Genomic DNA, 12,859 nt, shown 5'->3' with positions numbered 1-12,859 from the left:
CAATGGCGAAGCGGATTTTATTAGTTGAAAATGAAAAGAATCTAGCACGATTTATCATGCTGGAATTACAAAAGGAAAGTTATCAAGTAGACCTAGCGGAAACAGGGCAAGAGGGACTAGCTCTAGCAAAGGAAAACGATTATGATTTACTTTTACTAAATAATCAGTTTGCTGATGGAACAGCCTTTGCCTTTGCTCAACAATTAAGTTTATTAAAACCAGCTGCAGTAATCATTGTAATGGTGAGCCGAGAGGAAATTGCGGATTCGGCTGAAGAGATTCAGCAGTTTGCAGTTTCTTATATGGTAAAACCCTTTATTATCAGTGATTTGGTTGATAAGATATCTGCTATCTTTCGTGGACGAGATTTTATTGATCAGAAATGTAGCCAGTTAAAAGTTCCTACTGCTTATCGTAATTTGCGGGTTGATTTGAAAAATCATACGGTTTATCGAGGGGATGAAATTATTGCTTTGACGAGACGAGAGTACGATTTACTAGTGACTCTAATGAGCAGTAATAAGGTGATGAGCCGTGAGCAACTGTTAGACCGAGTGTGGAAGTATGAAAGTGCATCTGAAACGAATATAGTGGATGTATATATTCGTTACCTCCGTAGTAAAATCGATCTTCCGGGACAAGAAAGTTATATTAAAACCGTTCGTGGAATTGGTTATTCCATGCAGGGTTGATCTATGATAAAACTCTAATTCTTTGAGAATTGGAGTTTTTTAATATGATTTTTAGTCGAAATTAGATTAATTCACGCAATCGTTTGCTTAAAATTAATAGATTGGGTTTACTAGTTGAAAGACAAAAAAGAGGTCATAATCTATATTATTATGTTGATCACAGACCTCACACAGCTTGATAAATCAACTTTTTTGCGGGTAGATGAAAATTAGGGTAAAAAAAGTGAGAATAAAAGAGGAAATAATAAAATTTAATTTTTTTTATGAAAACCCTTTACAAAATTAAAAAAAGTGATAAAATAGTAGTGTGCAATGCAAACGATTTCATATAGAAGTTTGTAAAAAAGAAGGAGGTCTGGATGATGAAAAATTCATTCAAGAACATTTTTAGCTTTGAATTTTGGCAGAAATTCGGTAAAGCTTTAATGGTGGTCGTTGCGGTTATGCCCGCAGCTGGTCTAATGATTAGTATTGGTAAGTCGCTTCCAATGATTAATCCTAATTTTGGTGTGTTGGTAACGACAGGTGGTGTTTTAGAGCAAATCGGTTGGGGTGTTATTGGGAACCTCCACGTTCTATTTGCTCTTGCAATTGGGGGAAGCTGGGCTAAAGAACGTGCCGGTGGTGCCTTTGCTGCAGGTTTATCTTTTATCCTGATTAACCGTATCACTGGTGTGATGTTTGGTGTTACTAGTGACCTGCTAAAAAAACCAGATGCAACTGTTCACACTCTTTTAGGTGGAACAATTAAGGTTTCTGATTACTTTATCAGCGTTCTAGAATCGCCTGCCCTAAACATGGGTGTATTTGTCGGAATTATTGCTGGTTTTGTTGGAGCAACTGCTTACAACAAATACTATAACTTCCGTAAATTGCCAGACGCACTTTCATTCTTTAACGGTAAACGCTTTGTTCCATTTGTTGTAATTTTGCGTTCTGCGATTGTTGCGATTGCACTTTCATTTGTATGGCCAGTTATTCAAACTGGAATCAATAACTTTGGTATTTGGATCGCTAATTCACAAGATACTGCGCCGGTTTTTGCGCCATTCTTGTATGGTACTTTGGAACGTCTCTTGCTTCCATTTGGATTGCACCATATGTTGACAATCCCAATGAACTATACTGCTCTTGGTGGAACATATGAAGTGTTAACTGGTGCTGCAAAAGGTACACAAGTATTCGGACAAGACCCACTTTGGCTTGCTTGGGTAACTGACCTTGTTAACCTTAAAGGTTCAAATATGGCAAGCTACAATCAATTGCTTGAAGCATACCATCCAGCCCGCTTTAAAGTTGGACAAATGATTGGTTCATTTGGTATTTTGATTGGGGTAGCTGCAGCTATCTACCGCAATGTAGATGCTGATAAGAAGCACAAATATAAAGGTATGATGATTGCGACTGCATTGGCAACCTTCTTGACTGGGGTTACTGAGCCAATCGAGTACATGTTCATGTTTGTTGCGACTCCACTTTACTTGGTTTACTCACTTGTTCAAGGTGCTGCTTTTGCAATGGCTGATATTGTTGCTTTACGTGTGCACTCATTCGGTTCTATTGAGTTCTTAACTCGTACACCAATGGCAATCAATGCTGGTCTTGGTGGAGATATCATCAACTTCATTTGGGTAACAATTCTCTTTGGTGTAGCAATGTACTTCATTGCAAACTTCATGATTAAGAAATTCAACTACGCAACTCCAGGACGCAATGGTAACTATGAAACTGCAGATGGATCAGATGAAGCTTCTTCATCAGAAGCTGGCAGTGGCAAGGTTGCAGAAGCATCTCAAGCAGTCAATGTTATCAATTTGCTAGGTGGTCGTGCTAATATAGTTGATGTAGATGCTTGTATGACTCGTCTGCGCGTAACTGTCAAGGATGCTGAAAAAGTTGGAACTGAAGAGCAATGGAAAGCTGAAGGCGCTATGGGCTTGGTTATGAAAGGTCAAGGTGTTCAGGCTATCTATGGACCAAAAGCTGATGTTCTTAAATCTGATATTCAAGACTTGCTGGATTCTGGTGAAGTGATTCCTGAAACTCTTCCAAGTCAAAAAGCAGAATCAGCAGCTACTGAAGTTGCTTACAAAGGTGTAACAGAAGAAGTAGAAACTGTTGCAGATGGTCAAGTCATCGCAATTGATGATGTTAAAGATCCAGTATTCTCACAAAAGATGATGGGAGATGGATTTGCTGTTGAGCCAGAAAATGGTAAGATTTACTCACCTATTTCAGGTACTGTAACAAGCGTATTTCCTACGAAACATGCTTTAGGTATTTTGACAGAAAATGGTTTAGAAGTGTTGGTTCACATCGGCTTAGACACTGTCAGCTTAGAAGGTAAACCATTTGAAGTTCATGTTTCAGAAGGCCAAAAGGTTGCTGCAGGTGATCTACTTGTGACAGCTGATTTGGAAGCTATCAAGGCAGCTGGTCGTGAAACTTCAACAGTTGTTGTCTTCACAAACGCGGCGGCTATTAAGTCTGTGACTGTAGAAAAACTTGGTCAAGCATCTGCTAAGACAGTTGTTGCCAAGGTTGAATTGTAAAATAGAAAAGAGAAATCATGGCGAAATTCCTGACATTAAATACTCATAGTTGGATGGAAGAAGAGCAAGAAACTAAGCTAAATCAGCTTGCAGAACGCATTCTTCAAGAAAAATATGATGTCATTTGCCTGCAGGAAGTCAATCAATTAATGGAGTCTGAACAGGTTGTTCAGGCTCCTTTTTATCAGGCAGTTGAAGGAGCGATTGCGATTCATCAGGATCACTTTGCTCTTTGCTTGGTAAAAAAATTGACTGAAGCAGGACTGGACTATCATTGGTCTTGGGCTTATAATCATATCGGTTTTGACATTTACAATGAAGGGGTGACGATTCTATCCAAGAATCCTCTGACTCCTAAAGAAGTTTTGGTCTCAGAAGTGAATGATCCTAGGGATTATCATACCCGTAAGGTCTTGTTAGCGGAGACTGAGGTAGAGGGTCAATTGATGACTATCGCCTCTTGCCATCTATCTTGGTGGGACAAGGGCTTCCAAGGGGAGTGGTCTAAGCTTGAAGAAGAGCTTGTCAAGGTCAAAACTCCTCTGGTTCTCATGGGTGATTTTAACAATCCTGTTGATTACGAAGGCTATCAGCATATCTTAAAAAGCCCACTCAAATTGCAGGATAGTCATAAGGTTGCTCGAAAGATTAGTGGTAAGGCAACAGTTGAAGGCGCCATTGCTGGCTGGGATGGCAACCAAGATGCTCTGAAGATTGATTATATCTTTACAAGTCAAGGCATCCAAATTGAAAGCTCTGCTGTGGTCTTTGACGGAAAGGAAACCCCCGTTGTCAGTGACCATTTTGGTATAGAAGTAGAGGCAAAATTTTAGAAAAAAATAGTTCCAAGTTAAATGAACTGTACTAGCGAGGTTAGCTTAAAAGCCTAACTTTCGAGTTTCAGTTCAACTTGGAACTTTTTTATATAAGAGAATATCTTTTTGGGAGAAATTGTCAAAATTTTTTAAATTACTATTAGTCAAAAATTCTACCTCCTACTCGCAATGGGCTTCCTTGCATCATGGTATCAAAAATAATTTGTCCATCTTTAATTTCAAACATGAATTGCCATGTCGATCCTTCTATGTTATTGAAGCTGCCTCCAACGATTACAACTTCACCTCCTCCTTGCGGTGTACCATTTCCAATTTCTTCCCACTTGGTTTCATTCCAATTGATCTGTACAGATTCCACTTTAGGATTTAAAGATTTTACAAAATCTTCTATTTCTTTTTTATGCTTCCTCAAATAAGCCAACTGCTTTTCTTTGGTGCTTTGATATTTCTGGTGATCAATTCCGCCGAATAAATCTTTATTTTTAACTGCCACAATTGTTCCTCCTATGATAAGAGTTGATGCGATTGCAAGGATGAGCATTTTTCTTTTTTTCATTATTTTTTCCTATACAGAGATAATTTTCTAGCATTATAACATAAGAGGATTCCTTTTTTAGTATAAAATGTAGGAGAAATACTTTTAATAGTTCTGCGTACTAATTTAGATTTGCCTTACTTTTGTTATGGGCAAAATTATGGTAAAATAGAGTATTAAGATTTGAGGAGGAAATCGTATGCGTTGTCCAAAATGTGGCGGGAGCAAATCCAGTGTTATTGATAGCCGTCAAGCTGAGGATGGAAATACTATTCGTCGCCGTCGTGAATGCGAAGATTGCCAGCATCGATTTACAACTTATGAACGGGTAGAAGAGAGAACCCTAGTCGTTGTCAAAAAAGATGGGACTAGGGAGCAATTTTCAAGAGACAAGATTTTTAATGGCATTATTCGCTCTGCTCAAAAACGGCCAGTATCTAGTGATGAGATAGAAGCTTTGGTCAATCGCATTGAGCAGAAAGTACGAAGTAGCAGTGAGAATGAAATTAGCAGTGACTTTATCGGAAATCTTGTTATGGATGAACTAGCTGAATTGGATGAGATTACCTATGTTCGTTTCGCCAGTGTTTATCGTAGTTTTAAAGATGTTGGTGAATTAGAAAGTCTGCTTCAGCAAATTACTAAGGGTGTAAAAAAGAAGAGAGAAGAATAGATGAGGCCAAACGATCAGTTTTCTTATTTGAAAAACAATCTGGTTAGTCAAGATACAAACAATCTGATCCGTCTTTATCTGCCGATTATTGGTCGAGAAGCAGTCAGTCTCTATCTGTACTGTCTGGCTTTTTGGGACAACGGTCGTCAGACCTATACCTTTGGCCATATTTTGAATCATCTAAATATGGGAATGGAAGTCTTAAAGACGAGCTTTGAACGCTTAAGTGCCATGAACTTGCTAGAACTCTATCAAGGAGAGTCGACTTATCAGATCAAACTTTTTAGTTTGCTTTCGGCGGATGAATTTTTCCAGCATAACGTTTACAAACGACTTTTAGAAAAGAAAATTGGTGAAACGGCTGTTGAAGATTTAATGGAAGGTCAGCCTCAGGGTCAGCCTTTGGCTAGGAAATTATCGACAGTCTTTGATGTGGAAGATGAAGTCAGAGTGATTAAGAAGAAGCAAGCAGACTTTGACCTGACTAACTTTAAGCGAAGAATGGCTCAGGAAAATTTACGTTTTGCTGATGAAAAAGAAGATTTACTAGATTTGTTTGCTATTGCTGAGCAACAAAATTGGACCTGGTATGAAACCTATGTCTTGGCTAGAGAAACCGCGATTTCACATGTTATTTCTGTCAAGCGTATGAAGCAAAAATTGGCTCAAAAACGTGTCGATGAGAAATTTACTCAGGATGAACAAATCATAATCCGCGCTGCCAAAAGTAAGGTGCCAATGCTTTTCTTAGCAGAGCTTAAAAAAAAGCGTCAGGCAACAATTACCCAATCAGAAAGACAGCTTTTATTGGACTTGGCTAAGTTAGGTCTTTTAGATGAGGTCATCAATATTGTCTTACTTCTGACTTTAAATAAGGTTGATTCAGCCAATCTAAATGAGAAGTACGCTCTAAAAGTCGCCAATGATTTTGCCTATCAAAAGGTGACTAGTGCTGAGGAAGCTGTTCTGAAAATCCGCGAGCGAAACCAACAAAGTCAGAGTAGACCAGTTAAATCTAGCCAGAAAGTTGCTAAAAGCAATGTTCCTGAATGGAGCCAGCCGGATTATAAAAATGAAACGAGTGCAGAGAAGCAGGCTGAGCTTGAAGAGAAAAAACGCCGCTTGCTTGCTAAATTAGAACAAGGAGGTGACTAGATGGAAAAGATTGGAGAGACCCTTTCACATAAAAATCCTGCTCGTCAATTCAACTATGAGGAGTTGGTTCGTCAAATCGTAGAAGATCCAGATGTGGCAGCATTTATTAAGCAAGAAAAACTCAGTCAATCTGAAATTTCCCGTAGCATCTCGAAGTTTAATCAGTACATCAGTGAACGAAAACGATTTCTACTGGGGGATGAAGCTTATATTGCGAAAGGCTACAAACCGATTTTAATTAAAAATGCAGGCTATGCGGATGTTTCCTATGAAGAGACAGCTGAGCTGGTCGAGCAGCAAAAAAATGAAGCAATTAAGAGTAGGCTTAACCTGATCAATCTGCCAAGTAGTCTCAAGGAAGCAAGTCTAGCACAGGTAGATCTCGATGATGTTGGTCGCGATAAAGCTTTTGAACTGTTGACCAACTTTGCTACTGAGTTTCCGCATTACCAGAAGGCTGTTTATCTCTATGGGGATTTTGGAGTCGGAAAAAGCTACATGATGGCTGCTCTGGCGCATGATTTGTCAGAGAAGCGCAGTGTTTCAACGACTCTTCTACATTACCCAAGCTTTGTTCTGGATGTTAAGAATGCAATCAGTTCTGGCTTGGTCAAGGAGAAGATTGACCAGGTCAAGACAGCTCAAGTGCTGATTTTGGATGATATTGGTGCAGAGCAATCCAGTCCTTGGATGAGGGATGAGATTTTGCAGGTCATTCTCCAGCACCGCATGCAGGAAAATCTGCCAACTTTCTTTACTTCTAACTTTAGTTTTGCGGATTTGGAGCGTCACTTTGCCAGCTCTAAGAATGGCGATGAGACTTGGCAGGCCAAGCGAGTTATGGAGCGAATTAAGTTTCTGGCTCAGGAGGTACGCCTAGAAGGAGAGAACCGCCGATGAATGAAACGATTAACTTGATGAAGTCTCACACGTCTGTTCGCCGCTTTACGGAGGAGCAGATTTCGGATAAGGAATTACGTGCCATCATTGATGCTGGGCGAGCAGCGTCCAGCTGGAAGAATTTCCAGTCCTATTCTATCATTGTGGTGCGAAGCAAAGAGAAAAAAGAGGCCCTTTTTGACTTGGTGCCCCAAGAAGCCATTCGGCAGTCTTCGGCCTTCCTGCTTTTTGTCGGCGACCTCAATCGAGCTCAAAAGGGAGTTCAATTGCACACGGAAGACTTTTACCCTGAGGGGACGGAGAATCTCCTAATTAGCTCAGTAGATGCTGCTTTGGTTGGTCAAAATACTCTCTTAGCAGCTGAAAGTTTAGGGTTTGGTGGGGTAATCATTGGGCTGGTTCGATATGCTGCCAGTCAAATAGCAGAGCTTTTTAAGCTATCAGACTACACTTATCCAGTCTTTGGGATAGCTCTGGGAACTCCCGACCAGAACCATGCAGTTAAGCCACGTCTGCCTTATGAAGCAGTAGTCTTTGAGGAAGAATATCGTGAACAGGATGATTCTGTTATTCAAGCCTATGACCGCGTTCAGACTGAATATGCCGGCGAGCGAGCTAAGGAAACTTGGAGTCAGCGTCTAGCTGCTCAATTTGGTCAGGAGCCTAATCAAGCTATCGATCAACTATTCAAAGAAAAGAAATTAGAAAAATAGGACGGAGTTTGGCTCTGTCCTAAAGAATGAAAGAGGAAAAACATGGCCTTACCAACTATTGCCATTGTCGGCCGTCCCAATGTCGGCAAATCAACGCTTTTCAATCGGATTGCCGGTGAGCGGATTTCCATTGTGGAAAATGTCGAAGGGGTGACCCGCGACCGAATCTATGCGACAGCAGATTGGCTTAACCGCAAGTTTAGTATTATTGACACGGGCGGAATCGACGATGTTGACGCGCCTTTTATGGAGCAAATTAAACACCAAGCTGAGATTGCCATGGACGAAGCAGATGCCATCGTTTTTGTCGTATCTGGCAAGGAAGGTATCACAGATGCGGACGAGTATGTGGCTCGCATGCTCTACAAGACCCATAAGCCAATTATTTTGGCGGTCAACAAGGTGGATAACCCCGAAATGCGCAATGAGATTTTTGATTTCTATGCGCTGGGCTTGGGCGATCCATTCCCAGTTTCTTCAGTCCACGGGATTGGTACTGGAGATGTTCTTGACGCCATCGTTGAAAATCTTCCAAATGAAGAAGTGGCAGAAAATCCTGATATGATTAAGTTTAGTCTGATTGGCCGGCCTAATGTCGGCAAGTCTAGCTTGATCAATGCCATCCTAGGTGAGGATAGGGTTATTGCCAGTCCTGTTGCCGGTACTACGCGTGACGCCATTGATACGGTCTTTACGGACAGTGAAGGTCAGGAATTTACCATGATCGACACGGCTGGTATGCGTAAGTCAGGCAAGGTCTATGAAAATACAGAAAAATACTCTGTCATGCGAGCTATGAGGGCCATTGATCGCTCAGATGTCGTTTTGATGGTGCTTAATGCCGAAGAAGGAATTCGTGAGTATGACAAGCGAATCGCTGGCTTTGCCCATGAAGCAGGAAAGGGTATTGTTATCGTCGTTAATAAATGGGATACACTGGAAAAAGATAACTATACTATGAAAGATTGGGAAGCAGATATCCGAGACCAATTCCAGTATCTGTCTTATGCGCCAATTATCTTTGTTTCTGCCCTGACCAAGCAGCGTCTCCATAAGCTACCGGACATGATTAAGCAAATCAGTCAGAGTCAGAATACCCGTATTCCATCAGCAGTGCTCAATGATGTCATCATGGATGCTATCGCGATTAATCCTACACCGACTGACAAGGGCAAACGTCTCAAGATTTTCTATGCGACTCAAGTAGCAACCAAACCGCCGACCTTTGTCATCTTTGTCAATGAAGAAGAGCTTATGCACTTCTCTTACCTACGTTTCTTGGAAAATCAAATCCGCAAGGCCTTTGTCTTTGAAGGTACTCCAATTCACTTAATTGCAAGGAAGCGGAAGTAGAGACAGATTTCCTCTAGTTTAATGGTTCATAGCTTTCTTTGTAGAACATTAATTTTGTCTCTTACATTTTTGGGGGTGTCTGAGTTTCAAAGAAATTATTTTATTGGCCAAGCTATGAAGGTTGTCGAGAAATAATATTTTGAATGGAGTCACTGGATCTTGTCGCTATTTATCAAGGTTTAGACTACCAATTAAGCAAAAATGAGAATCAAAAATCCGGTATGTCTATTACCTATCTAGAACAAAAGAAGTAAGCAAAAAGGCTTACTTTTTTCTTTGCCTGAAAACTATGGTATAATGGAGAGATAAATATAAGGTGGTAAGTATGGCGAAATTAATTCCAGGGAAAATTCGAACCGAGGGAATAAGCTTTTATGAAAAAGGTCAAATCAGCATTAGTGAAGTCAAAAATCGGATTATCTATAGTCGAGTTTCAGACTATAATTTGAGATACAGTTTGGCTGATGATGCTGTGTTCTGTTCTTGTGAATTTTTCCAGAAAAAACAATATTGCGCCCATTTAGCTGGACTAGAGTATTTCCTAAAAAATGACGCAGAAGGCAAGGAAGTATTGGCTAAGTTGGAGTTGGAGGAAACGAGTCAGCAAGAGACACAAGGAAAGGTTTCATTTGGGAGTCTCTTTTTAGATAAGATTTTACCCATGGATCAGGAAAATGCTAAGTATCAATTATCAGCAGTTGGTCAAGAAGATACTTATACAGGCGAGTTTTTGTGGACTCTGCGTCTCAGTCGTTTACCAGATGAGAAATCTTATGTGGTAAGGGATATTCGCGCTTTTTTACAAACTATCCAAAAAGAAGCTCCTTACCAGATTGGTAAAAGCTACTTTGAACCCCTTCGTTTTGAGGAATTTGACAGACCTAGTCAAGACCTATTAATGTTCTTACGGGGATTCTTGACGACTAAGGATGATTCTTTGATTTTTCAAAATGCTGGCCGACATATAACCTTTCCTGCTTCTTTGCTCGAAGAGGGAGTGACACGCTTGATGGAGTTAAACAGTTTCCATTTGGCGTATAGTGTCTTTGATTTCCAGCAGGTCTTTTTCCAAGATCTACATGAAGATGCGGGCATTTTCTCCTTTGAACTAGAGGAGACTGATGATTACTTAGAACTTGTGATTTCTGAACAGTACTACAAACTTTTATACAATGGTGAATTCCTATTTTATGGAGATACCTTCTTTCAACTCAATCATCAGCAACAACGTATACTGGCTGCCCTGAGAGATTTGCCTATAGATTCAGATAGGAAAAAACGTCTGCAATTTGATAGTTCTGATCAAGGTAAGCTGGCTACTAGTCTGTTAGAATTCAAGAAAATGGGTAGTTTATCAGCACCTAAAGAACTCATGATTCATGAGTTTCAGCCTCATTTCTCTTTTGATCTGCTGGCTTCAGGTGAGATTGAAGCTAAGCTTGTCTTTGCCTACGAATCTCTAACTGTAGCTAGTCAAGAAGAACTAGATAACCTTCCTTTTGCCAGCGATTTTAGAATGGAACAAAAGGTGTTTCAAACTTTACTACAGGCAGGATTTGAAGCAGAATTTGAAAGTCGTAGACCTGTTTTACTGCCTCAGGATGTCTATACTTTCTTTACTCATACCATGGAAAAGTTCCGCTCCTTAGGAAGAGTAGAGATTAGCCCTAGTTTATTAGCTCTTTATCAGGTAGAAAAACCGAAGATCGCTATTGAAACAAAAGGAAGCCTGTTGGAAATTGGTTTTGATTTTGCCAATATTGACCCAGCGGAAGTGGACGACGCCTTATCTGCCCTATTTGAATCTCGTGATTATTTTGTCAGTCAATCAGGCAAGGTATTGGTTTTTGATGAAGAGACTAAAAAAGTAAGTCAAACCTTGCAAAAATTAAGGGCCAAAAAGTTAAAGGGGGGTCAGATAAGGACTAACCGTTTAGCTGCCCTTCAGCTGACAGATATCCTAGAAGATCAAGAAAATGTTTCTTTCTCAGAGGGATTTCGGAAGTTAGCTTATGATCTGAGACACCCAGAAGAATTTCAACTACCATCCTTACAGGTTGAAGCCGAATTGAGAGACTATCAAGAGCTGGGAGTAAAATGGCTCAGCATGCTTAATCATTATGGCTTTGGAGGGATACTAGCTGATGACATGGGGCTTGGGAAGACCTTGCAAACTATTGCCTTTTTGACGGCAGTGTTAAAAGAGTCTCAAAATGCTTTGATTTTAGCACCGTCAAGCCTGGTTTACAACTGGCAGGATGAATTTGGCAAGTTTGCTCCACATTTGGATATAGCAGTTGTCTATGGGCCCAAGCCTCTTCGGGATAATCTAATAGCTGAAAAACATCAGGTGATGATTACCAGTTATGCCTCTTTTCGTCAGGATGTAGAAGAATATGGTCGTCTGAGTTTTGATTATCTGATTTTAGACGAAGCACAGGTCATGAAAAACGATCGAACAAAGATTGCTCAGCACTTACGAAACTTTGAGGTAAAAAATACTTTCGCCTTATCTGGGACGCCAATTGAGAACCATATGGGTGAATTGTGGTCTATTTTTCAAATTGTCCTCCCTGGTTTATTACCTGCTAAAAAGGAATTTTTAAAAATGCCAGCAGATCTAGTGGCACGTTATGTTCAACCCTTTATCATGCGCCGTAAGAAAGAAGATGTTCTTCAAGAATTGCCGGATCTGACAGAAGTCGTTTATCGAAACGACTTACAGGATAGCCAAAAGGCGATTTACCTGGCACAACTGCAGCAAATGCAGGAACGCATGCGCTCTGCAACGGATGAAGAACTGAACCGAGATAAGATAGAGATCCTATCTGGTCTCATGCGCCTGCGTCAAATCTGCGACACCCCTGCTCTCTTTTTAGATGAGTATCAGGGGGATAGCGGAAAACTAGATAGTTTGAGAGAGCTTTTAGAACAAATTCACTCCAGCAATCATCGAGTATTGATTTTTTCTCAATTTAGAGGTATGTTAGATCTGATTGAGCAGGAACTACAAAGTCTTGAAATGGAATCATTTAAAATAACCGGTTCTACTCCGGCTAAGGATCGTCAAGAAATGACAACCGCTTTTAATGATGGTCAAAAGGATGCATTTCTAATTTCCTTGAAAGCTGGTGGTGTAGGTCTCAATGTTACAGGCGCTGATACCGTTATTCTGGTGGACCTTTGGTGGAATCCTGCCGTTGAGGCCCAAGCGATTGGGCGAGCGCATCGAATGGGGCAGGAGAGAAATGTGGAAGTTTACCGCCTGATTACTCGTGGAACTATTGAAGAAAAAATTCAAGAGTTGCAGGAAAGTAAGAAAAATTTAATTTCTACTATTTTGGATGGAACGGAATCACGTTCAAGTCTGACGCTAGCAGATATCCGAGAAATCCTAGGAATTTCAATAGAATAGTTTTCAAATCGACCAGAATAGTTTATAATGAAGTG

General features: G+C 40.4%; 10 protein-coding genes. 9 read left to right on the top strand and 1 reads right to left on the bottom strand.

Going from position 1 to position 12,859, the window contains the following annotated elements; genetic code table 11:
- Positions 1-2 precede the first annotated feature (2 nt).
- The 3 genes from HMPREF0847_RS08375 to HMPREF0847_RS08365 all read left to right on the top strand — a co-directional run bounded on the left by HMPREF0847_RS08375 (position 3) and on the right by HMPREF0847_RS08365 (position 4,077).
- Positions 3-692 (top strand): response regulator transcription factor, encoded by a 690-nt coding sequence (locus tag HMPREF0847_RS08375; RefSeq protein WP_008808508.1) that lies wholly within the window; start codon positions 3-5, stop codon positions 690-692.
- 359 nt (positions 693-1,051) lie between these two features.
- Positions 1,052-3,244 (top strand): PTS transporter subunit IIBC, encoded by a 2,193-nt coding sequence (locus HMPREF0847_RS08370; RefSeq protein WP_008808509.1) that lies wholly within the window; start codon positions 1,052-1,054, stop codon positions 3,242-3,244.
- A gap of 17 nt (positions 3,245-3,261) precedes the next feature.
- A complete protein-coding gene (locus HMPREF0847_RS08365) occupies positions 3,262-4,077 on the top strand; it encodes an endonuclease/exonuclease/phosphatase family protein (protein ID WP_008808510.1) in 816 nt (271 codons plus the stop codon).
- 142 nt (positions 4,078-4,219) lie between these two features.
- On the opposite strand, the gene HMPREF0847_RS08360 is transcribed toward HMPREF0847_RS08365, so the two are convergent.
- Positions 4,220-4,636, bottom strand: a complete 417-nt coding sequence (locus HMPREF0847_RS08360; protein WP_008808511.1) for a hypothetical protein — start codon at positions 4,634-4,636, stop codon at positions 4,220-4,222.
- Between the two features lie 178 nt (positions 4,637-4,814).
- Here HMPREF0847_RS08360 and nrdR point away from each other — a divergent pair, with 178 nt between their 5' ends.
- From nrdR to HMPREF0847_RS08330, 6 genes are all read left to right on the top strand, one after another.
- Positions 4,815-5,288 (top strand): transcriptional regulator NrdR, encoded by a 474-nt coding sequence (gene nrdR, locus HMPREF0847_RS08355; RefSeq protein ID WP_008808512.1) that lies wholly within the window; start codon positions 4,815-4,817, stop codon positions 5,286-5,288.
- A complete protein-coding gene (locus tag HMPREF0847_RS08350) occupies positions 5,289-6,443 on the top strand; it encodes a DnaD domain protein (RefSeq protein WP_008808513.1) in 1,155 nt (384 codons plus the stop codon).
- Positions 6,444-7,343: a primosomal protein DnaI gene (dnaI, locus tag HMPREF0847_RS08345; protein ID WP_008808514.1), complete on the top strand. Its 900-nt coding sequence runs from the start codon at positions 6,444-6,446 to the stop codon at positions 7,341-7,343.
- A complete protein-coding gene (locus tag HMPREF0847_RS08340; protein ID WP_008808515.1) occupies positions 7,340-8,056 on the top strand; it encodes an NADPH-dependent oxidoreductase in 717 nt (238 codons plus the stop codon). Before dnaI ends, HMPREF0847_RS08340 begins: the two co-directional genes overlap by 4 nt.
- Before the next feature lie 42 nt (positions 8,057-8,098).
- On the top strand, positions 8,099-9,409 hold the full coding sequence (gene der / locus HMPREF0847_RS08335; protein WP_008808516.1) for a ribosome biogenesis GTPase Der: 1,311 nt from the start codon (positions 8,099-8,101) through the stop codon (positions 9,407-9,409).
- A 325-nt stretch (positions 9,410-9,734) separates the two neighbouring features.
- The gene (locus HMPREF0847_RS08330; protein ID WP_020992778.1) at positions 9,735-12,824 is read left to right on the top strand and encodes a DEAD/DEAH box helicase; all 3,090 of its coding nucleotides are present in this window, start codon (positions 9,735-9,737) and stop codon (positions 12,822-12,824) included.
- Positions 12,825-12,859 lie beyond the last annotated feature (35 nt).

This window comes from Streptococcus sp. 2_1_36FAA (assembly GCF_000161955.2).
GTDB lineage: Bacteria > Bacillota > Bacilli > Lactobacillales > Streptococcaceae > Streptococcus > Streptococcus gordonii.
Note: the sequence above shows the minus strand (reverse complement) of the source record. Positions and strands in the feature narration are given on the sequence as shown.